This window comes from Paraburkholderia bannensis NBRC 103871 (genome assembly GCF_000685015.1).
GTDB lineage: Bacteria > Pseudomonadota > Gammaproteobacteria > Burkholderiales > Burkholderiaceae > Paraburkholderia > Paraburkholderia bannensis.
In genome coordinates, this window is record NZ_BAYA01000001.1 from 520,837 (window position 1) to 543,221 (window position 22,385).

Genomic DNA, 22,385 nt, shown 5'->3' on the forward strand with positions numbered 1-22,385 from the left:
CATGCACGACCTCACCTTCCCGTTGCGCTGGCGCGTGGCGCTCGTCGCGCCCGCGCTCGCGGTGTTCCTCGCCTTCTGGCTGCTGCCGATGGTGGCGCTCGTCCAGGTCAGCGCCGACGGCCACCTGCTCGCGACTTATCGTGCACTCCTGACGAATGGCCGCTACATGACGAGCCTGTTTGAAACCGTGCTGCTCTCGGCGGCGGTGACGGTCGCGACGCTCGTCCTCTCCACGATCTGCGGGCTGCTGCTCGCGCGCCGCGAATTCCCCGCGCGCCGTGTGCTCGTGGCCCTGCTGACGTTTCCGCTCGCGTTTCCGGGCGTGGTGGTGGGCTTCATGGTCATCATGCTCGCGGGCCGCCAGGGATTGATCGGCGCGCTCGCGCTGCGCCTGGCAGGCGAGCGCTGGGTGTTCGCCTATTCGATGGCGGGCCTGTTCGTGGGTTACCTGTACTTCTCGATTCCGCGCGTCATCGTCACGGTGATGGCCAGCGCGAGCCAGCTCGACGCTTCGCTCGAAGAAGCCGCGCGCTCGCTCGGCGCATCGCCGTGGCGCGTCACGCGCGACGTGATCCTGCCCGCGCTGACACCGGGGCTGATCGCCGCCGGCGCCGTGTGCTTCGCGACCGCGATGGGCGCGTTCGGCACGGCCTTCACGCTCGCCACCGATATCGACGTGCTGCCCATGACGATCTACACCGAATTCACGCTCAACGCCAACATGGTCACGGCCGCCGGCCTGTCGATCGTGCTGGGCGTCGTGACGTGGGCCGTGCTGACGCTCGCGCGCAGCCTCACGGGCGCGTCCGTCGCGGCGACGGCATGAATACGCTGCTCACCACTAAAGCGCCGCACGCTGCCAACGCGCGACGGCGCTTCGCGCTCCCGTCCACGCGCGCCTGGCTCGCGGCGCTGCAATGGTTGGTCACGCTCGCCACCTGCGCGTTCCTGGTTGTGCCCGTCGTGATGTCGATTGTCGCGGGCCTGACCGTGAATTACTTTCGCGGCGTCGCAAGCGGCCTCACGCTGCGCTGGCTCGATGAAGTCTGGACGCAGTATCACGACTCGGTGTTCCTCTCGCTGGAAGTCGCCGCCGCGACGCTCGTCGTCACGCTGTTGGTGGGCGTACCCGCGGGCTATGCGCTGGCGCGCAGCCGCACGCGCCTCTCGCGTTTGATCGAAGAGCTGATCGTGATGCCGGTCGCGCTCCCCGGACTCGCGTCCGCGCTCGCGCTGCTGGTGGTCTATGGCGGTTTTTCCACGTTCCGCATGAGCGCTGCGTTTATCGTCGTCGGCCATGTGATCTTCACGCTGCCGTTCATGGTGCGGCCCGTCTCGGCGGTCTGCGCCGCCGCGGATCTGCGCACGCTGGAGGAAGGCGCAGCGAGCCTTGGCGCCAGTTTCGTGCAGCGCTTTTTCACGATCGTGCTGCCCAACGCGCGGCCTGGCATCCTGGCGGGCGCGCTCGCGGTGCTCACGCTCTCGATCGGTGAATTCAACCTCACCTGGATGCTGCACACGCCCGATACGAAAACGCTGCCCGTCGGTCTCGCCGATACCTATGCCTCGATGCGCATTGAAATCGGCAGCGCATACACGATCCTCTTCTTCGTGATGACCATGCCGCTGCTCGTGGCGATGCAATGGCTCGGCGCGCAGACGCCGGGCCGCAAGACGCCCAGCTTCATCGCTCCTGAGCGCACTCATCCGGACTCCCAATGAAACTCGATTCAATGCCGATCACGCTCACGCAGTGCGGCAAGACCTTTCGCGGCACGCGCGTACTGGAGCCGCTCGACCTGTCGATCGGCGCGGGCGAAACACTGGTGCTGCTCGGGCCGTCCGGCTGCGGCAAGACCACGACGCTGCGCCTGATCGCAGGCCTTGAGACGCCCGACGCGGGCGGCCAGGTGCGCTTTGGCGACGACGATGTCACCGCCCTGCCCATCGAGCGTCGCAAGGTCGGCATGGTATTCCAGAACTACGCGCTGTTCCCGAACCTCAATGTGCGCGGCAATATCGGCTACGGTCTGAAGATTGCACGCGTGGGCGCCGCCGCCGCGCGCGAGCGCGTGGACGAACTGCTCGCGATGATGCGTCTGCAAGATCACGCCGATAAACCCATCGGCCAGCTTTCGGGCGGCCAGCGCCAGCGCGTGGCGCTCGCGCGGGCGCTGGCGCCGCGTCCGCGCGTGCTGCTGCTCGACGAGCCGCTCACGGCCCTTGATGCGCGCCTGCGCGATACGTTGCGCGGCGAGATGAACGCACTGCTGCGCGAGCTGGGTGTGACGACCGTGTACGTCACGCACGATCAGGCCGAGGCGATGGAGCTGGGCGATCGCGTCGTCGTCATGAGCGCGGGGCGCATCGAGCAGATCGGCACCCCGCGCGAGATCTACTACCGGCCCGCGAGCCGGGCGGTCGCGCAGTTTGTCGGCACGCTCAACCGCGTCGCAGGACAATGGCGCGACGGCGCGCTCGTCACGACGGGCGGCAAGCTGAGCGTCCCCGCGCCCGTGTCCACGGGTTCGCCTGAACTCTTCTTCCGCCCCGAGGACGCCAGCCTCGCCGATCCGGCGCACGCTGCGCTGCGCGGCGTCATCGAACAATCGACCTTCCTCGGCGAGCGCACGCGGCTCACCATCGGCGGCGCGGCGCCCGATGCGCTCTTTGTCGATGTCGCGGGCCGCATCGAGCTGGCGCGCGGCACGCAGGTGGGCATTGCCATCGCGCCAGAGGCGCTCATCGCGCTCGCGTAATTCTTACAATCGACTCGTTCAACGAGCTTTTTCCATCGAGGCCACCCATGTTGCTCGCGCAAATCAGCGATCTGCACATCAAGGAACCGGGCGCGCTCGCCTATCGGCGCGTCGATACGGCCGCGCGGCTCGCGCGCACCGTCGCGCGGCTCAATGCGCTGTCGCCGCGTCCCGACGCCGTGCTCGTGACCGGCGACCTGGTCGATCGCGGCCACGCCGACGAATATCGCCACCTCAAGTCCCTGCTCGCGCCGCTCGAAATTCCCTACTGGCTGCTGGTCGGCAATCACGATGGCCGCGATGGCTTGCGCGAAGTGTTCCCCGAGCGCGCCGAACTCCATACGGGCGGCGACTTCATCCAGTACGCCGCCGATCTCGGGCCGCTGCGCGTGATCGCGCTCGATTCGATGACGCCGGGCCAGAGCGGCGGCACGCTATGCGCCGCGCGTCTTGACTGGCTCGCGCAGCAACTCGACGCGGCGCGCGGCAAGCCTGTGATCGTCGCGCTGCATCACCCGCCCTTCGATTGCGGCATCGGCCATATGGATGCGATCCGTCTGGACGACACCGCCGCACGCGCGCTTGAGACGCTGATTGCCCAGCATCCGAACGTCGAGCGCGTGCTCTGCGGCCACGTGCACCGTCCAATCTTCGTGCGCTTCGGCGGCACCATTGCGAGCGCGGTGCCCGCGCCCGCGCACCAGGTCACGCTCGACCTCGCGCCCGATGCGCCTTCCACCTTCACGCTGGAGCCGCCGGCGTTCGCGCTGCATCGCTACGACGCGACGCGCGGGATCGTGACCCATCACGCCTATGTCGACGACGCCGACGGCCCCTACCCGTTCCACGAGCCGTCGGGCGAATTGATCCCCTGAAGCGATACTTCGGTACGGCTGCACGGCGGCCCGTTGCGGCCCGGCCCGGAGCACCGCCAGCACGATCGCACGCGCTCCGGTATGATCGGCACGCCCGGCCTGGCTTTGGCCTTGCCCGGGCCCGTTTTCCGTCTGCGGCGGGCCTCGCCCGCACTCGTGCCCTCGTGCCCATGTCCACCACACCCGAACACGCACCCACTGGCGAGAGCCAGTCGCTGCGCGGCCTGCTGCTTCTGCTCGCGACCATCGCGGGCATCTCGGTCGCGAACATCTACTACAACCAGCCGCTGCTCGACGATTTCCGCAAGGCCTTCCCGGACGGCGCGGCATGGATCGGCGCGGTGCCCGCCTCGACCCAGCTCGGCTACGCCGCGGGCATGCTGCTGCTCGCGCCGCTGGGCGACCGCTTCGATCGCCGCCGCATCATCCTTATGCAGATCGGCCTGCTGTGCATCGCGCTGCTGGCCGCCACGTTCGCGCCCTCGCTGCCGGTGTTGATCGGCGCGAGTCTCGCCATCGGCATTCTGTCGACCATCGCGCAGCAGGCCGTGCCGTTCTCCGCCGAACTCGCACCGCCCGAAGCGCGCGGCCATGCGGTCGGCACGGTGATGAGCGGGCTGCTGCTCGGCATCCTGCTCGCGCGTACGGCGGCAGGCTTCGTCGGCCAGTACTTCGGCTGGCGCGCGGTGTTCGGTGCGTCGATCGTGGCGCTGCTGGCGCTCGCGGTCGTGATCGTGAAGAAACTGCCGAAGAGCAAGCCGACCTCGACGCTCAGCTACGGCAAGCTGCTTGGCTCGATGTGGCATCTGGTGGTGGAACTGCGCGGCCTGCGCGAAGCGTCGGCGACCGGCGCCTGCCTGTTCGCTGCCTTTAGCCTGTTCTGGCCCGTGCTCACGCTGCTGCTTGCGGGCGAGCCGTTTCATCTCGGCCCGCAGGTCGCAGGACTGTTCGGGATCGTCGGTGCGGCGGGCGCGCTTGCGGCGCCGTGGGCGGGCCGCTCCGCCGACAAGCGCGGCCCGCGTGCGGTCATCACGCTGTCGATCGCGCTGATCGCGCTCGCCTTCGTGATTTTTGCGTTCTCGGGCAAGAGCCTGATTGGCCTCGTGATCGGCGTGGTGGTGCTCGACGTGGGCGTGCAGGCCGCGCAGATCTCGAACCAGTCGCGCATCTATGCACTGCGCCCCGAGGCGCGCAGCCGCGTGAATACCGTGTTCATGGTGTGCTACTTCATCGGCGGGGCAACCGGCTCGGCCGTGGGCGCAGCTACGTGGCACGCGTTCGGCTGGATCGGCGTGTGCGTGGCCGGGCTGTGCTTCAGCGCGCTCGCGGCGTGGATTCACTTCGCCACGCGCGAGCGCATCGGCGCGAGCACGCAGGCGCTCTAAGCTGCGCGGCTCGCGAGCGCCAGGTTTAACGTACGTCAGGTTTTACGTACGTTAGCGACCGGAATCGAGCAGGTCGGTCATGTCGTCGGCGTGCTCTTCTTCCACGGCGAGGATCTCTTCGAAGATGCGCCGCGTGGTCGTATCGTTATCGCCGATGTACTGGATAATCGCGCGATAACTCTCGATCGCAATGCGCTCGGCGACGAGGTTTTCGCGGATCATGTCGTGCAGATCCTTCCCTTCCTTGTACTCGGAATGCGAGCGTTCGCTCAGATGCTCGGGTGCAAAATCGGGCTCGCCGCCCAGTTGCACGATGCGCGCGGCGAGCATGTCCGCGTGCTGCTGCTCCTCGTTGGCGTGCTGCAGGAACTCGCTGGCAACGGCCTCCGACTCGATCCCCTTCGCCATGAAATAGTGCCGCTTGTAACGCAGCACGCAAACCAGTTCGGTGGCGAGCGAATCGTTGAGCAGCTTCAGCACGGTCTCGCGATTCGCGCTGTAGCTCGGTGTGACGGAACCCTGATCCAGATGGCGGCGCGCTTCCTCGCGCACGCGCTTCAGGTCGAACTCAAACGCAGCGTGTGACTTTGACATCTGACTCTCCTTCGGACTGTGGGGATGGGCATGGTGCAGCGCTGAGGCGCACGCACGGCTACGGGCGCAGTACGCCTAGCAGCAAGGTGACGACGAACACCACAAGGAAGAGGTAAAAAAGGATCTTCGCGATTTCAGCCGCCCCTGCGGCGATCCCGGTAAAGCCGAACACGGCGGCAATGAGGGCGATCACGAGAAACACAATGGCGTAATGAAGCACGGCGTACTCCTCCTTGTGGGGGGGCGCAGGAACGTCTTTCGAGCGTGATTTCGGAACGTGAGTTCGAATATGACTGCGCTGTCGTCTGCGTCATGCCATGCGCAAGGGGTGATCCCGAGGCGATGCCGACGATGTCGGCAAACTTCGGCCGAGGTCAGGCACGCCACGTGCTGTAGGGTGGATTCCCTTATACCGTGGAGAATTCCCTATGAAACGCCTGATTGCCTTGCTTCTCGTTGCCGCGTCGGCGGCGGGTCTGGCTGCCTGCAACACCGTTGCGGGCGCCGGTCAGGATATGTCCGCGGGCGGTCACGCCATCACGAACTCGGCTGAGCAAGCGAAGTAATCGCCTCGGCCTGCGTGGTTTTTTGCATCCGGCGTCGCCCTCCTGGGCGGCGTCGGAGTGCTTGAAACACGGCGTGAAATTGCTTTTTGTCGGCTTGATTGAGCGGCGTGGCACGCTCGTCAGATGGCTCGCCAGATCAATCAGCGATCCGAAGCTTTCTTGTCGTTCAAGACGTCCGTTTTCTGTCGTCGAAGACGAACGACAGCCCAACGCTGCCCAGAATCAGCACGGTCGCGATGACCGTCGCCTGAGTGATCGGCTCGCCCAGCGTGAGGGCGCCCAGCGCCACCGCAACCACCGGATTGACGTACATGCAGCTACTCGCCACGAGCGGACTCGTGTTGCGGATCAGGTAGCCGTACGCGACATAAGCGGCCATCGTGCCGATCAGCATGAGATACGCGAATGCAACGAAAGGCACGAAATGCAGCGCGCCCATGCGCTCGCCAGTGATCCAGGCCACCATCGTCGAAATCGCGCCACCCAGGCCAATCTGCAATGCCGTCGCCATGAACAGATCGGAGGGCAACTCCAGTCGCCCGGCCAGATGTGCGCCAACCGCCCAGAACAGCGCGCCCCCCAGAATCGCGAGACATCCGCCTGCCGTGCCGCTTGCCGCACCGCCATGGCTAAGAATTGCAATGCCGATCAAGCCGAGCCCGACCGCCGCCCATTCGCCTTTCGCGATGCGCCGCCCGGCCGCCGCCGCGATCAGCGTGGCGAATAGCGGCACCGTGGCGACCATCACCGCGGCAGTGCCGGTTCCGACCGTACGCATCCCATAGGCGAGCATCCCGCTCGACAGGCCCACGAGCATCGTGCCGACCACGCCGGCGTTGCGCACCTGCGTGAGCGTCGGCATGACGGGACGCCGCCGCATCGCGAACACGAACAGGCCAATGCCCGCCAGCAGGTTACGCAAGCCCGAAAGCAGCAGCGGCGGGAACGATTCGAGCGCCACGTGGACGGCCAGATAGGTCGAACCCCAGACGAAGTACACGACCGCCAGCGACAGCGCAACGCGACCGCTGCGCGACTGCGGCAATCGCACGCCGCGCGCGAAACGCCAGGCTTGCGAACCCAGCGCGCCAAGCATGCGCAGCAGACCGAGCAAATAGGGATTCAGCGAGGAACCGGTGGGCAAACGCGGCGGCGTTGTCATTGCACCGTCCGATGAGCGGGGTTGAACCGGAGGACGAACCGCAAACGCTCCGCCAGACGAGGGACGGGGCGAATAAAGCGCGACGGCATGATGGAGGCGGTCAGAGAAGGAAACGCGAGAGGAAGCGCATCAAGGCAACGCACGAGACGCCAGCGTATGAATTTGCAAGCGGTTCGCAAGCTGCCCGAAATACCCGAAGCGGGCGCCACGCATTATGCAACAAGGCGATTCGTTGCGGATGCGGCGAGCGTGCTTTATGCGTGGGCGCGCTGCGTGCGCGCAACGGTCTGTAAAACCGGGGCGCGGGCATGTCGCATGAAGGCAGAAAAGTGTCGCATCGGCTCATGCTGATGCCGCTTTTTGAGACCGTGCTAGGATGTCATACTCTTTCATATTTCTTACATCGCCGTCCCCTTTACCGTGCTCTCATCGCTTGCCGTCCCCGCCTCGCTTCCACCGCGCGCCATGCGCGGTGCGGCGGCGCGCGCGTGCGCGCTGCGATGCACCGGCCGCCTGCCGAACCCGCTCGCCTTCGCCCGGCGTTCGCACTGAACCACCCTCCTGCTGCGGAGCCGTTCAGTCGGGCTCCGGGCCGATCCCATTCCCCATTTTCTGGCCGTCCCCGGCCTTGTTTATCTGGATCGCAAGGAGAATCCCCATGTCGAAGAAAATCCGCTACCTGACCGAGCTCGATCTCGCCCGCCTCGAAAAATGCGCCGCCGAGCCAGGCGCTGCGCCCGCGCGCCAGCTCATGCTCGACGAACTGCTCGAACGCGCTGAAATCGTCGATGCGCGCAAGGTCGCCGCCAATGTCGTGACCATGAACTCGCAGGTCACGCTCGTGAGCGAGCGCACCGGCGAGCCCGTGACCTGGACTGTCGTGTACCCCGCCAACGCGAGCGTCGACGCGGGCCGCCTCAACGTGTTCTCACCCGCCGGGCTCGCCCTGCTCGGCGCAAAACGCGGCGACAAAGTGCGCTTCACCCCGCCCAGCGGCGAGACCGAAACGCTCAAGATCGCGCAGATCCTTTTCCAGCCCGAAGCCGCCGACGACTTCGCGCTTTAAGTTTTTTTCGCCGCCCGCGCGCGATTTTTTCTCCCCGGTTTTCGCCGAAAAAACGCGCCTTCTCCTATATGGGTCGCGCGCGCGAAATCCGCGTTTTTCCGCCACGCCTCCTGCCACATCGGCCGCGCAAAGGCACTTGCCAGAGTGTCGCAGCGCGGTGTATCGTTTGGCCTGCTTACGCGGGGGTCCTGCGTCATGCGCCGCTTCGAACTCTTCTTACGAATGTTCCGGCAGCGTATTTCGCGGGTGAGAAATACCCTTTGAACCTGATCTGGATAATGCCAGCGCAGGGAAGCGTCCGGACTTCGCAGCATCACACGCAGCACTCCTCATTGCGAGGTCCGTCCACGTTCCGTCTCGTCTCCTGCGAAGCCGTTGTTCCCACTTTGCATTGCCTGGAGAGAGACGCATGAACGCCAATCCCAAGTTCATTTCCGCCAACGCGCACGTCGACGAAGCCGCGATCGCGCCGCTGCCCAATTCCCGCAAGATCTACGTGAGCGGCTCGCAGCCCGACATCCGCGTGCCGATGCGCGAGATCACGCAAGCGGACACGCCCACGGGCTTTGGCGGCGAAAAGAATCCGCCGATCTACGTCTACGACACGTCGGGCCCGTACACCGATCCCGAAGCGAAGATCGACATTCGCGCCGGCCTGCCCGCCGTGCGCCAGTCCTGGATCGAGAAACGCGACGACACCGAAGCGCTGCCGGGGCTCTCCTCCGATTACGGCCGCGAGCGCGCCGCCGACCCGGCCACGGCCGAACTGCGTTTCCCCGGCCTGCACCGCACGCCGCGCCGCGCGAAAGCGGGCAAGAACGTCACGCAGATGCACTACGCGCGCCAGGGCATCATCACGCCCGAGATGGAATACATCGCGATCCGCGAAAACCAGCGCCGCGCCGAATACCTCGAAAGCCTCAAGTCGAGCGGCCCGAACGGCGCGAAACTCGCCGCCATGATGGGCCGCCAGCATCCGGGCCAGGCGTTCGGCGCAGCAGCCTTCGGCGCGAATGCGCTCAAGGAAATCACGCCCGAGTTCGTGCGCGAGGAAATCGCCCGCGGCCGCGCGATCATTCCCGCGAACATCAACCACCCGGAAAGCGAGCCGATGATCATCGGCCGCAACTTCCTCGTGAAGATCAACGCGAACATCGGCAATTCGGCGGTCACGTCATCGATCGGCGAAGAAGTCGACAAGATGACGTGGGCGATCCGCTGGGGCGGCGACACGGTCATGGATCTCTCGACCGGCAAGCACATCCACGAAACGCGCGAGTGGATCATCCGCAACTCGCCGGTGCCGATCGGCACGGTGCCGATTTACCAGGCGCTCGAAAAGGTCAACGGCAAGGCCGAAGACCTCACGTGGGAAATCTTCCGCGACACGCTGATCGAGCAGGCCGAGCAAGGCGTCGACTACTTCACGATCCACGCGGGCGTGCGTCTGCAATACGTGCCGCTGACGGCCAACCGCATGACGGGCATCGTCTCGCGCGGCGGCTCGATCATGGCCAAGTGGTGCCTCGCGCATCACAAGGAATCCTTCATTTATGAGCATTTCGAAGATATCTGCGAAATCATGAAGGAGTACGACGTGAGCTTCTCGCTCGGCGACGGTCTGCGTCCTGGCTCGATCTACGACGCCAACGACGAAGCCCAGCTCGGCGAACTGAAGACGCTCGGCGAGCTGACGCAGATCGCGTGGAAGCACGACGTGCAGGTGATGATCGAAGGCCCGGGCCACGTGCCGATGCAGCTCATCAAGGAGAACATGGATCTCCAGCTGGAATGGTGCGACGAAGCGCCGTTCTACACGCTCGGGCCGCTCACCACGGACATCGCGCCGGGCTACGACCACATCACCTCGGGCATTGGCGCGGCGATGATCGGCTGGTTCGGCACGGCGATGCTCTGCTACGTGACGCCGAAGGAGCATCTGGGCCTGCCGAACAAGGACGACGTGAAGGAAGGCATCATCACGTACAAGCTCGCGGCGCACGCGGCCGATCTGGCCAAGGGTCATCCGGGCGCGCAGGTGCGTGACAATGCACTGTCGAAAGCGCGCTTTGAGTTCCGCTGGGAAGACCAGTTCAACATCGGTCTCGATCCGGACAAGGCGCGTGAGTTCCACGACGAAACGCTGCCGAAGGACTCGGCCAAGGTCGCGCATTTCTGTTCGATGTGCGGCCCGCACTTCTGCTCGATGAAAATTACGCAGGACGTGCGCGAGTTCGCGGCAAAGCAAGGCGTGAGCGACGACGAAGCCCTGAAGAAAGGCATGGAAGTGAAGGCCGTCGAGTTCATCAAGCAAGGCGCGGAGATCTATCAGCGTCAGTAAGCGATATCCGATGAATCGCTGCGCTGCACACACGCCGCAGGGCATCGTGCAGCGCAGCGGTACGTAGCGATAGGTGGCGACACGCAGTGCAATGCTGCGCAATCAGCACTTAAGACGCCGAAACACTTTTTAACGACTCCGACAACTCTCTGACAAGCGCACACACCCGGATACGTAACCGCTGGCTACGATGGGTGTACTGGAGGTGCGGACTGGGCGTGATTTATGCGTCTGGTTCTACACCACAACGCTCATTCAGTCGGAGTCGAAAAATGAAAACCTTCGCTCGCACTCGTACCCTGCTTACCGTGGCTACGCTTGTTGCCGTGATCGCCAGCCTGTCGGCTTGCGACAACATGTCCCGACGCGACCGCGACACCGCCATTGGTGCGGGTGTCGGCGGTGCGGCTGGCGCCGTTATCGGCGGCAGTGCGCTCTCCACCGTCGGAGGCGCGGCAGTCGGCGGCATTATCGGCAACCAGGTCGGCAAGTAAAAACGCTCGCTGCTTCGCGTAACGTTTTGCAACGCAACGCTCCACGGTTTTTGCCTCGCTTGTCTCCGCAAATCGTCGAGAGAAAGCCGCCCAGAAGAACAACGAAAGGATTCACGAAACAGCAGGCAAACCGGCCCTCGCGCCGGAGTCAGAGAGGATACGCGGCGCATGCTCCAGCAGGGCATGCGCCGCGTCTGTTTTGTGTCGATGCAATGGCGAAAATGCCCCGGCGTGATAGCCTGAATAGTCCGCCTGGAGTTGCCATGAAATCCCCTTTCCACACTTACACGACGCACCGCGCCCTGCGTTGCGCGGCTTCGGCTTGCGCGACCGGTGCGATGCTCGCGCTCGGCGGTTGCTATTACTACACGCCTTACGGCTATTCGCCGTACCCGCCGTACTACTACGCGACCGTCCCTTCCACCAGCACGCAGCAGGAAACCGCCGTGGCCGTTGCAGGTTCAACTGCTACGACGCGCTCAGCCCAGCAGCGACCGAATCCAGCGCCCGCCGCTGTCGCCGATGCGCAGTATCCGGGGCCGCTGTACCCATCGCCGCCCGTCGCGGTCGCGGTGCCGGCATGGAACGCCTATCCGGCTTATGCGGCTTATCCGGCGTACTACCCTCCCGCGTACTATCCGTATCCCGCTTATTACGGCTACTCCGGCTGGGGCTGGGGCGCACCGGCCGTGTCGCTCAGCGTCGGCTTCTGGGGCGGTGGCTACTGGGGACGCGGAGGCTATTGGGGGCATGGGGGATACTGGGGCCACGGCGGTGGCTATGGTGGCTATGGCGGCGGCCACTGGCACCGCTAGTTCTTTTCCACGCTCCAGCCCGCACGACCGTACTTTCCCTCCTTGACGCTTGCGCACCATTTTCTATCCTGCAAATGGGCATCGGGGAATGAAACACTGCCTTACTGAATAAGCCCTCCTCTGCGCGCTGCGCTGCCGTGCTTTACCGGCTCCAGCGCGCTGCCTGCCTTGTCGTTCGCTGCACCGCCTGCATCGCCGCGCCCATCAAGGGGCGCCGCGCGCGTCTATGCCTTGCCACCGGCATCCGGGCGCGCCCGATACGAACCAGCAGAAAGGAGACGCCATGTTCCATCAGCTGTTGACGCCCATCGGTAATTCGCTGTTCCTTTCGTTTCTCGTCGCCGTCCTGCCGATTGTCGTCGTGCTCATTTTGCTGGGCTGGGCGCGCAGGCCCGCGTGGCAGGCCTCGCTCGCGGGGCTCGTCGTCGGCCTCGTCGTCGCCATCGTGGGCTGGCAGTTCCCGGTCAAGCTGGCAGTCAGCGCGGTGCTCAATGGCGTGGTCTTCGCGCTCTGGCCGGTCATGTGGATCGTCGTCACGGCCCTGCTGCTCTACAACATCGCGCTGCGCTCCGGACGTTTCGCGGCGTTCCGCATGTGGCTGCTCGACAATCTGCCGAACGACCGGCGCATCGTGCTCGTGGTCGTGGGCTTTTCGTTCGGCGCGCTGTTCGAAGGCATTTCCGGCTTTGGCACGCCCATCGCCATCACGAGTTCGCTGCTCATCATGCTGGGCTTTCCGACGCTCGAGGCGCTCACTTTCACGCTGATCTTCAACACGGCGCCGGTCGCGTTCGGTGCGCTGGGGGTGCCGATCACGGTGCTCGGCGCGGTCACCCACCTGCCTGCCGACGTGCTCGGCCAGATGGTCGGACGCCAGTTGCCGTTCTTCGCACTGCTGCTGCCGTTCTATGTGATCGCGATTTACGCGGGCGTGGACGCAATGCTGCGCATCTGGCCGGTGCTGCTGGTCTCGGGTGGCAGCTTTGCGCTCACGCAGTTCGTCACCGCGAACTTCGTCAACTACAGCCTCACCGATGTGCTGTCCTCGCTCGTTTCGCTGATCCTCACGATCCTGTTCCTGCGTGTGTGGAAACCTGCGCCCGATCCGCGCTTCGAAATTCACGTCGATCGCGCGAAGGAAGTGCGCGGCAGCGTGACCGGCGCGCAGGGCTGGTATCCGTGGATCATCGTCGCGGCAGTCGTGATCATCTGGACGGTCGCGAAAGTGTTCGCGATCGGCGACATCAAGGTGCCGTGGCCGGGCCTGAACAAAGCCGTCTTCATCACGCTCTACAAGACGCCCTACGGCGCGGTGTGGGACTTCCAGCCGCTCGCGACCGGCACCGCGATCCTCGTCGCCGCCATCATCACGGCGTTCGTCGTGCGGCTGAAGCCCGCCGATTTCGGCGGCGCGGTCGTCGACACCTGGGTGCAGACGCGCATCGCCATCCTGACCGTGGCGACCATCGTGGGGCTCGCGTTCCTGATGAACTACTCGGGGCTCACCTATACGCTGGGTCTGGCCGTCGCGTCGGTGGGCGCGTTGTTCCCGCTGGTGTCGGCGTTCCTCGGCTGGGTTGCGGTGTTCCTCTCCGGCAGCGATACATCGGGCAACGCGCTGTTCGGCAATCTCCAGGTGGTGGCCGCGCAGCAGCTCAACCTGAACCCCGTGCTGATGGCGGCCACCAATTCGTCGGGGGGCGTGATGGGCAAGATGATCTCGCCTCAGAACATCGCAACAGGCGTCGCGACCACCGAACTCAAAGGCCAGGAAGGCCACGTGTTCGCGCGCACGTTCAAGCACTCGATCCTGATGACGATGCTGCTCGGCATTCTGGTGTGGCTGCAGCAAAACGTGTTCACGTGGATGATTCCGCCGCATTGAGCACATTGAGTGCATCGAACGCGCCAAAAGAAAAACCCGCCTGCTTGCGCAAGGCGGGTTTTTTATGGGTAACGCTTGTGCGTTAGCGCAAGGTCAGTGCAGTTCTTCGACCACGAGGCCCATGATTTCGCGTGCGGGACGCGACGAATCGATCTGGCCCGAGTCATCCACCACCGCGATGCGCGTCTGGTTTTCGGTGACGGCGCGCACGTTGACCTTGTACTGCTTCGCGACCTTTTCCTTGCGGCCATGGAAGATCTGGTTCCAGAAGCCCTGCTCGGCCGAGGTCATATCCTGCGGATCGACGTAGCGCACGTAGTAAATGCCCTTCGAGCGATCGCGGTCGTCCACCGTGAAGTTCGCGCGGTCGAGCGCCAGACCCACGCGCAGCCATGCACGGTCATACGGCTCGCCCAGCGTGAGTTCGGTCGAGGTGTACTGACCGGACGCCGTGCCTGCCGCGCCGCTCTTGCCTGCGCCCGTCGCCGCTGCGCTTTGGCCCACAGCCGCCGCGTTCTGCGCAGCGATGGCCGCCGCCGCCGCATCCGGCTTCGACGATGCGCTCGCGCCCTTGGCGCCCTTGGCGTTGTCGCTGGCCTTGGCGTCGGCTTCAGCCGCCACCTGCGCGTCAGGCACGCCCGGCTTGGCGCGCGCGAGCGTCACCATCAGGCGCTTGAGGTATTCCTGTTCGAGCGCCGGATCGTTGGGCTTGGGCACCCACTTGCTGGTTTCGTTGTTGTTGCCGGAAAGCTGTTCGCTCAGGCCCTTCTGGCTGATGAACACGTAGGTGCCGCCCGTCGGCGACGTTTCCAGGCGCGTGCGGTACTTGTTGCGCTCTGCCGTGACGTAGGAATTGCCCGTGGCCCACGACAGCGTGTTGCGGATCAGACCGTCGTTGATCTTCGGATGGGTTTCGTTCCAGTCCGTTTCCATCAGGCCCTTGTCGCGCTGGTCGACGACCAGCAGGAAGCCCTGTTCCTGCCAGAAGCGGCGCACCTGCGCCCAGACGTCGGCGGGCGAGCGGCTGTCGATGACGAGCCAGCTTTCCGTGCCATCGCGCTGGATGTGCATGCCCGGAACCTGCGGCAGCACCTGGCTGTTCTCGTCGGTGGCGGGCGAGTCGGCCTGCACCTGCTTGAGCGCCGACAGCGAGGTTTCGCCGCCCTGCGGGGGCAGCGAGCGCTGGTCGGCGGTTTCGTCGAGCATGTTGGGCGGGACAGCCAGCGAGGACTGCTTCGCCTTTGCGTCGCTACGGTAATCGATCTTGCCCGGCGTCGGCGAACTGCAGCCGGCGACCAGCCCGCCCGCCATCAGGAGCGCAATCGCGCGTGCGGCGAGACGTTGATGAAAATCACTCATGTTCGGGTAATCCCTTCGGCTACGGCCACGGCCAGTGTGTGCGTGGATCAACCAGCCATTTTACCGGCGAGATGGCGCGCTGTGCAAAAACAGGGTTAAGGCGGCGCGTTTCCGAGTGTTGCCCGGGTAAGAAGTGGGCGTGCGCGGCGGCCTCCGACAGGGTACGAAGGGCGTTTTTACGCCCCGGACGTAACCTTCATCAACATTCTAAAAACGCCACACACGCGACCTCCATCGGACAAATTCATTTTTTATCAATAACTTGGCGCGACAAACACGTTGTCCGTCAATTTGCGCTGATCGGCATTTCTGCTTCGCACGACTTGTCACGACGACCCGGTGCTAATTTTTCCCAAAAATTCGAAATAAGAAATCGAAAAACGTCGTACGGAGAGCGTCATGACAACTTACAGCCTCAAGCAGGCCGGCCGGGCCGCGGCCTGCGCCTGCCTCGTCTCGTCGCTCGCCACGGTGGCGGGCCCCGCCAGCGCGGCGCTGGGCGATATCGTCGCCGTGCGCACGCCGGTCAATGCGGCCAGCGGCACGAACGCCACGCAAACCCTGCTGGGCGGTGCGGTGCAGGTCACGCAATCGGTCGATGCCAGCGGCACCCGCCTGCGCGAATACAGCGCAACCGCCAGCGGCAAGGTTTTCGCCTACACCTGGCAAGGGCCGTCGGCGCCGAACCTCGACACGCTGCTCGGCCGTTACGCCGACGACTACCAGTGCGGCACGATCGCGCTCCATGTGTCCGGGCGCGACGGCCTGCACGCCGCACGCGTGGACACGCCGGCCGTGATCGTCGAATCCGGCGGCCTGATGCGCAGCTACGTGGGCCGCGCCTGGTTGCCCGGCGCGCTGCCGGCGGGCATGACCGAGGGAGATGTGCGATGAGCACGCGCCTCACGCTGCGCGCGGCTGTGCTCGCGGGTGCGCTTGCGAGTGGGCTCGCCCTGGCGCTGGCCGCCTGCGGGGGCGGCGGTGGTGCGAGCGGCGGCTCGACGTCGGGCACGGCGACGCCCGCCAGTACGCCAACAAGTACGCCCACAAGCACGCCCACCGCCAGCGCCCCCGCGGCTTCCGGCACCGGCGCCACCACGAGTACGCCGCCCGCCTCGACCACCGGCAGCGTCGCCCAGTCCTCCACGCCGAACGTATTGCCGATCAGCGTCGCCTCGACGCCGACATCGACGCGCAATATGTTGATGGCGAGCGTCACGGTCTGCATTCCCGGCACCCGCACCTGCGCGATCGTCGACAACGTCCAGGTCGATACCGGCTCGCAGGGGCTGCGCCTGCTCGCGTCCGCACTGCCCGCTGGCTTCGCGCTGCCGGCCGTCGCGGCCGGCGGCGGCTCCGCTCCGGCCGGCTCCTGCGCCGCCTTCGGCTCCGGCTATACCTGGGGGGCGGTGCGCAGCGCCGACGTCAAGCTCGCGGGCGAAGTCGCCTCCGCGTTGCCGATCCAGTTGATCGCCGATCCGTCGGTGCCGGGCGCGCCCAGCGCCTGCAAGAGCTTTGGCCTCGCCATGCTCAACAGCACGGTGCTGCGCTCGAACGGCATTCTCGGCGTCGGGCCGTTCGGCGCGGATTGCGGCGCAGCCTGCGTGAACGGCCCCAATAGTTCGTGGTACTACGCGTGCCCAACGGGCGCCTCCGGCAGCTGCACGCCCAGCGCCCAGCCGCTCGCGCAACAGATCAGCAACCCGGTGGCGGCGTTCGCCACCGACAACAACGGCGTCGTGATCGATCTGCCCGCGATTCCCGCGACGGGCCAGGGCAGCGTAAGCGGATCGCTGATCTTCGGCATCGGCTCGCAGGCGAACAATGCGCTGGGCAGCGCGACGGTGCTGCGCGGCAACTCGGTGACGGGCTTCGTGTCGACCACGACCTCGGACGGCTCGGTCTATTCGCAGAGCTATATCGACAGCGGATCGAACGGCTTTTTCTTCGCGAACACGACGCTCACGCGCTGCGGCGTGTGGTTCTGCCCGAGTTCACCGCAAAGCCTCAGCGCGACGCTCAAGGGCGTGGACGGCGTGACGGCGAACGCGTCGCTGTCGGTGGCCAACGCGACATCGCTGTTCGCCACCGGCAACTGGGCCTTCAATGATCTCGCGGGGTACAACGGCAGCGCGTTTGGCTGGGGACTGCCGTTTTTCTTCGGACGGCGCGTGTACACGGCCATCGAGGCGCAGACGACGCCCGCGGGTGCGGGGCCGTACTACGCGTTTTGAGCCTGGCGGGCGTTATCGACGTCCAGTATCGACGTCAGTTTGCCTGGGCATCCGAAGCGGGCGTGGTTTTCGCCAGCGCCGCGGGCGAGAGCCAGTGGAACGAGGTGAGCGCGCCGGTGTGGTCGTAGACGCACTCGGCGGCGGTTTGCGGAGGCGGCGTCTTGTGCAGGCCGAGCTTCGCGACAATGATCGCGATGGGCGTAGTGGGCTTGGGCTCTTCAGCTTGGGGCGCGGACGCTACGACCACGGCGCTCGCCGCCGAAGCGCCTGCCGCGAATGTCGCATGCTGCTTTGCGGTGGCGCCCGACGCCGCCGATGCAGGCGCCGCCGCAGCCGTTGCCGCGGAAGCCGCAGAAGAGTCAGAAGCAGCCGAAGCCGCCGCCGCCGAAGCCGGCAACGCGCCGCGCTTGAGCTGACCTTCGATCACGACGCGCTGGCCGCGATACGCGACCGCTGTGTGCGTCACCGAGAGTTCGCCCTGCGACGTCTGGGCGAGCCGGGAGCGCATCTCCTGTTCGCAGGCGCTGGGGTTCTGGTACTGCGCAACGCAGCCCGCGAGCAGGGTGGCGCCGGCCGCGAGGCCGACGAGACAGGCATTCCGTTTCTTCATCGCTCTTGTCGCTGTATTCGCTGTCATCGCGCGAGGCGCGCGGTTGGGTTTTCAGGCTGCGGCAATTGTAGCTTACGGGCCGAACGGCCGAATGGCGGAGCGGCCCGCCGCGCGAGCCTGCTATCATCGCGGCTGTATATCCATACAGTGCCGCGCGTGCTTCCCGACTCCCCCGCTCCGTTTTATTACCTCGCCAACTTCGAGCGCGCGCTCGGCTGGCTCGGCGCGCGCTGCGCCGACCTGTTCGACGACGCCGAGCAGCGCTTCGTGCAAGGCTTCGGCGCCCTGCCCCGCGCCTCGCGCGCGCTGTTCGTCCGGATGCTGATGCGCAAAGGCCCGCAGTTCCGCGCGAGCAAGCTCGACTATGCCGAGATTGGCTGCCCGCGCGCGGCGGCGACGCACCTGATCGAGGCGGGCTGGCTCGACGGCGTGCCGGTGCTCGAATTCGACGCGCTCGCGGCGCTGGTCACGCGGGCGGAACTACAGACGCTCGCCGTGCGGCTGCTGGCCGAGGCGCACGAGGACGCCGCCGGATTCGACGCACTGCGCGCGCTGAACCTGCGCTCCGCTACCCGAACGGCGATGCTTGACGCGCTCACCGTCGCCGCTCCGGCAGCACGCGGCTGGGACGCGTGGTTTCCCGACTCGCCGGATACGGTGCTCCACTTCGCCGTCACTGCGCTGTGCGAACGGCTGCGCCTGATGTTCTTCGGCAACCTGCGCCAGGACTGGAGCGAATTCGTGCTCGCCGATCTGGGCGTGTACCGCTACGAACCAGTGCCGCTCGACGGCGCGTCGCGGGCGTTCCAGCAGCGCGCGGACATCGACGCCTATCTGGCGCTGCGCGACTGCCGCGACGCCTTCGATCTCGCGCCACAGGAGCAGCACGCCGATGTGCTCGCCGCCGCGCTCGACATCCTCGACGCCCTCGCCCCGCACACGCATCCCAACGCCTGGCTGCGCGCGCGCCATGATCGCGTGCGCCACGCGGCGGGCCAGGCGGCCGAAAAACTGGGCGACGCGGCGCTTGCGATGCGCGCCTACCAAACGTGCGGCCACCCGGAATCGCGCTATCGCCGCGTGCGCGTGCTGGAGCAACTGGGCCGCCGCGACGACGCCTGCGCGCTTGCCGAGACCATCGCCGCCGCGCCCGCGAACGAGGAAGAGGCGCAGCGCGCCGCACGCACGCTGGGCCGCCTGACACGCAAGCGCGCGACGGTCAGGCGTGAACACGCCGCCGATACCGCACCGACGCATACGTCGATCGAACTCACGCTGCCTGCCGAATACGTCCATCTACGTGTGGAAGAAGCCTCGCGCCGCGCGCTCGCCAGCGACGCCGCGCCCGTGTTCTACGTCGAAAACACGCTGATCACCGGCCTCTTCGGCCTGCTCTGCTGGCCCGCGCTGTTCGCGCCGTTGCCAGGCGCGTTCTTCCATCCGTTTCAGCGTGGCCCCGCCGATCTCCACGCCGCCGATTTCGTCACACGCCGCGCTGCGCTGTTCGCCGCCTGCCTCGCGGAACTCGAAACGGGCGCCTATCGCGCGACCATCAAGCAGCGCTTCGCCGATAAATACGGCACGCAATCGCCGTTCGTGGCGTGGCCCGCGCTCGACGACGCGCTGCTTGCGCTGGCGCTCGACTGCTTTCCCGCGGCCCATCTGCGCTTGTGGTTCGAGCGCCTGTTGCGCGAACCGGCCGCGAATCGTTCGGGGCTGCCCGACCTCGTGCGCTTCTGGCCAGGCGAGCGCCGCTACGAGTTGATCGAAGTCAAGGGCCCCGGCGACCGCTTGCAGGACAACCAGCGCCGCTGGCTCGCTTACTGCGCCGCTCACGGCATGCCTGTGACCGTGTTGCAGGCGCGCTGGGCAAGCCGCGAAACCACGGCGGCGCTGGCGCCATGACGTACACCGTCGCGGTTCGCACGCTCTGCGAATTCACCGCCAAACGCGGCGACCTCGACCTGCGCTTCACGCCCTCGCCCGACGCAAGCGAAGGCCGCGCGGGCCACGCCGCCATCGCCAAACGGCGCCCCGCCGGCTACGAAACCGAAATCGCCTTGAGCGGCAGCTTCGGCGCACTCACCGTGCGCGGGCGTGCCGACGGCTACGATCCCGCGCGCCACCGGCTCGAAGAGTTCAAGACCTATCGCGGCGATCTCGACGCGATGCGCGAAAATCAGCGCGCGCTGCACTGGGCGCAACTGCGCGTGTATGGCGCGCTGATGTGCGAGAAGCTTGGCCTCGACACGCTCGAACTCGCGCTCGTCTACTACGACATCGGCTCGGGCCGCGAGACCGCGCTCGTCGAGCAAGCCAGCGCCCAGCAATTGCGCGCGGGTTTCGAAGCGCAATGTGCGCGTTTCGTCGCGTGGGCCGAACAGGAAAGCGCGCACCGCATCACGCGCGATACGGCGCTCGGCGAACTGCGCCTGCCCTATGCGACCTTTCGCCAGGGCCAGCGCGATCTCGCCGAAGCGGTCTGGCGCGCCGCCACGCAAGGCCGCTGTCTGCTCGCGCAGGCGCCCACCGGCATCGGCAAGACCATCGGCACGCTGTTCCCGCAGTTGAAGGCCTGTGCACGCGGCACCATCGACAAGGTGCTGTTTCTGAGCGCGAAAAGTCCGGGCCGCCAGCTTGCGCTCGACGCACTCGAAACGCTTGCCGACGCCCATGCACAGGACGGCGCGACGCTGCCGCTGCGCGTGCTGGAACTCGTTGCGCGCGACAAGGCCTGCGAGCATCCCGAACTCGCGTGTCACGGGCAATCGTGTCCGCTTGCGCGCGGCTTCTACGACCGCCTGCCCGCTGCGCGAGACGCCGCCATCGCGCGCGTGAATCTCACACGCGAAACGCTGCGCGAAGTCGCACGCGAACACGCGGTCTGCCCGTATTACCTCGGCCAGGAACTCGCGCGCTGGAGCGACGTCATCGTCGGCGACTACAACTATTACTTCGACGTCAGTGCGATGTTGTTCATGCTCGGCGCGCACAACCAGTGGCGCATGAGCCTGCTCGTCGACGAGGCGCACAACCTGCCCGAACGCGCCCGCGCGATGTATTCCGCCGAACTCGTGCAGACGCGCGTGGATGCCGTCCGGCGCGCTGCGAGCGCGCCGGTCAAACGCGCGCTCACACGTCTTTCGCGCCACTGGACTGAGCAGAACGCAATCGCGCCCGATGCGTGGCGCGCGAGCGATGCCTTGCCCGATGGACTGATCGCCGCGCTAGGCGACGTGATTGCCGCGATCGGCGATCAACTTGCGGAACCGGCGCTCGTGCGCGACCCGGAACTCGAACGCTTCTACTTCGACGCGCTGCATTTCGTGCGGCTTGCGGAGCGCTTCGACTCGCAGTCGATGTTCGACGTAACGCCATTGCCTGCTTTTAACGCGAAGGCGAATACAAAAAAACCACGCTCAACCCTCTGCATCCGCAATCTCGTGCCGGCCAACGCATTGCGGCCCCGGGTGGCCGCCGCGCATAGCGTGACGCTGTTCTCGGCGACGCTTGCACCCGCGCACTTTTACGCCGATATGCTCGGCTTGCCCGCAAACACCGTTCAGGTCGAAATCGGCACGCCGTTTCGCGCGGAGCAACTCGACGTGCAGATCGCACGCGATATCTCGACGCGCTACAAGGATCGCGCGCGCTCGCTCGATACGCTCGTCGAACGTGTCGCGCGCCAGTACGCGGCGCGGCCCGGCAATTACCTGTGCTTCTTCAGCAGCTACGACTATCTCCAGCAGGCCGCCGGGGTGTTCGTCGCGCGCCATCCTCACGTCGAGACGTGGATGCAGTCGCGCACGATGGACGAGGCGCAGCAACAGGGATTCGTGGCGCGTTTCGTCGAAGGCGGCTGCGGTATCGGCTTTGCAGTGCTGGGCGGTGCGTTTGGCGAAGGCATCGACCTGCCGGGCACGCGCCTGATCGGCACCTTCATCGCGACGCTGGGCATGCCGCAGGTGAATCCCGTCAACGAGGCGATGCGCGAGCGCATGGACGCGCTCTATGGTGCGGGCTTCGACTACACCTATCTGATTCCTGGCTTGCGCAAGGTTGTGCAGGCGGCAGGCCGTGTGATTCGCAGCGAAGTGGACAGCGGTGTCGTGCATCTGCTCGACGACCGCTTCGCGCGGCCCGATGTGCGTGCGTTGCTGCCTGCGTGGTGGGATATTTCCTGACGCGCGATTAATACGGATTCCATATCAACTGTCGCAAAGCAAAGCAGCGCCGATGA

General features: G+C 65.9%; 20 protein-coding genes and 1 riboswitch. Of the genes, 15 read left to right on the top strand and 5 right to left on the bottom strand.

Translation table 11 applies throughout. The annotated features are described in order from the left end of the window. Position 1 precedes the first annotated feature (1 nt). The 5 genes from BBA01S_RS02415 (at position 2) to BBA01S_RS39780 (ending at position 5,019) form a co-directional block, all read left to right on the top strand. The gene (locus tag BBA01S_RS02415; RefSeq protein WP_027815034.1) at positions 2-826 is read left to right on the top strand and encodes an ABC transporter permease; all 825 of its coding nucleotides are present in this window, start codon (positions 2-4) and stop codon (positions 824-826) included. Continuing rightward, positions 823-1,722, top strand: a complete 900-nt coding sequence (locus BBA01S_RS39775) for an ABC transporter permease (protein WP_042295657.1) — start codon at positions 823-825, stop codon at positions 1,720-1,722. The genes BBA01S_RS02415 and BBA01S_RS39775 overlap by 4 nt, the downstream gene beginning before the upstream one ends. Continuing rightward, positions 1,719-2,759, top strand: a complete 1,041-nt coding sequence (locus BBA01S_RS02425) for an ABC transporter ATP-binding protein (protein WP_027815035.1) — start codon at positions 1,719-1,721, stop codon at positions 2,757-2,759. The genes BBA01S_RS39775 and BBA01S_RS02425 overlap by 4 nt, the downstream gene beginning before the upstream one ends. 47 nt (positions 2,760-2,806) lie before the next feature. Then, positions 2,807-3,634: a phosphodiesterase gene (locus tag BBA01S_RS02430; RefSeq protein ID WP_027815036.1), complete on the top strand. Its 828-nt coding sequence runs from the start codon at positions 2,807-2,809 to the stop codon at positions 3,632-3,634. A gap of 170 nt (positions 3,635-3,804) precedes the next feature. After that, complete coding sequence (locus BBA01S_RS39780) at positions 3,805-5,019, top strand: MFS transporter (protein WP_042295660.1); 1,215 nt, start codon at positions 3,805-3,807, stop codon at positions 5,017-5,019. Between the two features lie 51 nt (positions 5,020-5,070). Here BBA01S_RS39780 and BBA01S_RS02440 read toward each other — a convergent pair whose 3' ends face one another. Together BBA01S_RS02440 and BBA01S_RS45680 are read right to left on the bottom strand one after the other, a co-directional pair. Continuing rightward, a complete protein-coding gene (locus tag BBA01S_RS02440) occupies positions 5,071-5,613 on the bottom strand; it encodes a ferritin-like domain-containing protein (protein WP_027815037.1) in 543 nt (180 codons plus the stop codon). 58 nt (positions 5,614-5,671) lie between these two features. Continuing rightward, a complete protein-coding gene (locus tag BBA01S_RS45680) occupies positions 5,672-5,833 on the bottom strand; it encodes a DUF1328 family protein (protein ID WP_027815038.1) in 162 nt (53 codons plus the stop codon). A 208-nt stretch (positions 5,834-6,041) separates the two neighbouring features. On the opposite strand from BBA01S_RS45680, the gene BBA01S_RS02450 reads away from it, so the two are divergent. Continuing rightward, positions 6,042-6,179: an entericidin A/B family lipoprotein gene (locus BBA01S_RS02450; protein ID WP_027815039.1), complete on the top strand. Its 138-nt coding sequence runs from the start codon at positions 6,042-6,044 to the stop codon at positions 6,177-6,179. 166 nt (positions 6,180-6,345) lie between these two features. Here the strand turns inward: BBA01S_RS02450 and BBA01S_RS02455 are convergent, their stop codons facing one another. Next, positions 6,346-7,275 (bottom strand): EamA family transporter, encoded by a 930-nt coding sequence (locus tag BBA01S_RS02455; RefSeq protein ID WP_042295761.1) that lies wholly within the window; start codon positions 7,273-7,275, stop codon positions 6,346-6,348. A gap of 724 nt (positions 7,276-7,999) precedes the next feature. Here BBA01S_RS02455 and BBA01S_RS02470 point away from each other — a divergent pair. The 5 genes from BBA01S_RS02470 to BBA01S_RS02490 all read left to right on the top strand — a co-directional run bounded on the left by BBA01S_RS02470 (position 8,000) and on the right by BBA01S_RS02490 (position 13,942). Further along, on the top strand, positions 8,000-8,407 hold the full coding sequence (locus tag BBA01S_RS02470) for a GreA/GreB family elongation factor (RefSeq protein WP_027815041.1): 408 nt from the start codon (positions 8,000-8,002) through the stop codon (positions 8,405-8,407). A gap of 171 nt (positions 8,408-8,578) precedes the next feature. Continuing rightward, positions 8,579-8,718: riboswitch (TPP riboswitch) on the top strand. A 98-nt stretch (positions 8,719-8,816) separates the two neighbouring features. After that, positions 8,817-10,748: a phosphomethylpyrimidine synthase ThiC gene (thiC, locus tag BBA01S_RS02475; protein WP_027815042.1), complete on the top strand. Its 1,932-nt coding sequence runs from the start codon at positions 8,817-8,819 to the stop codon at positions 10,746-10,748. A gap of 272 nt (positions 10,749-11,020) precedes the next feature. Beyond that, complete coding sequence (locus tag BBA01S_RS02480) at positions 11,021-11,242, top strand: glycine zipper 2TM domain-containing protein (RefSeq protein WP_042295663.1); 222 nt, start codon at positions 11,021-11,023, stop codon at positions 11,240-11,242. Between the two features lie 263 nt (positions 11,243-11,505). Next, a complete protein-coding gene (locus tag BBA01S_RS02485) occupies positions 11,506-12,057 on the top strand; it encodes a hypothetical protein (protein ID WP_322787805.1) in 552 nt (183 codons plus the stop codon). A 283-nt stretch (positions 12,058-12,340) separates the two neighbouring features. Beyond that, a complete protein-coding gene (locus tag BBA01S_RS02490) occupies positions 12,341-13,942 on the top strand; it encodes an L-lactate permease (RefSeq protein ID WP_027815045.1) in 1,602 nt (533 codons plus the stop codon). A gap of 93 nt (positions 13,943-14,035) precedes the next feature. On the opposite strand, the gene bamC is transcribed toward BBA01S_RS02490, so the two are convergent. Then, a complete protein-coding gene (gene bamC / locus BBA01S_RS02495) occupies positions 14,036-15,301 on the bottom strand; it encodes an outer membrane protein assembly factor BamC (RefSeq protein ID WP_027815046.1) in 1,266 nt (421 codons plus the stop codon). Positions 15,302-15,700: 399 nt separating this feature from the next. On the opposite strand from bamC, the gene BBA01S_RS02500 reads away from it, so the two are divergent. Together BBA01S_RS02500 and BBA01S_RS02505 are read left to right on the top strand one after the other, a co-directional pair. Next, entirely contained in the window at positions 15,701-16,195 is a 495-nt protein-coding gene (locus BBA01S_RS02500) for a DUF2844 domain-containing protein (RefSeq protein ID WP_027815047.1), read from the top strand. Then, positions 16,192-17,535, top strand: a complete 1,344-nt coding sequence (locus BBA01S_RS02505) for a DUF3443 domain-containing protein (protein WP_042295668.1) — start codon at positions 16,192-16,194, stop codon at positions 17,533-17,535. Before BBA01S_RS02500 ends, BBA01S_RS02505 begins: the two co-directional genes overlap by 4 nt. 34 nt (positions 17,536-17,569) lie before the next feature. Here BBA01S_RS02505 and BBA01S_RS39785 read toward each other — a convergent pair whose 3' ends face one another. After that, entirely contained in the window at positions 17,570-18,145 is a 576-nt protein-coding gene (locus BBA01S_RS39785) for a hypothetical protein (protein WP_042295670.1), read from the bottom strand. A 156-nt stretch (positions 18,146-18,301) separates the two neighbouring features. Here BBA01S_RS39785 and BBA01S_RS02515 point away from each other — a divergent pair, with 156 nt between their 5' ends. Then, a complete protein-coding gene (locus BBA01S_RS02515; protein WP_027815049.1) occupies positions 18,302-20,050 on the top strand; it encodes a VRR-NUC domain-containing protein in 1,749 nt (582 codons plus the stop codon). Further along, the gene (locus BBA01S_RS02520; protein WP_027815050.1) at positions 20,047-22,329 is read left to right on the top strand and encodes an ATP-dependent DNA helicase; all 2,283 of its coding nucleotides are present in this window, start codon (positions 20,047-20,049) and stop codon (positions 22,327-22,329) included. The genes BBA01S_RS02515 and BBA01S_RS02520 overlap by 4 nt, the downstream gene beginning before the upstream one ends. Positions 22,330-22,385: the final 56 nt, after the last annotated feature.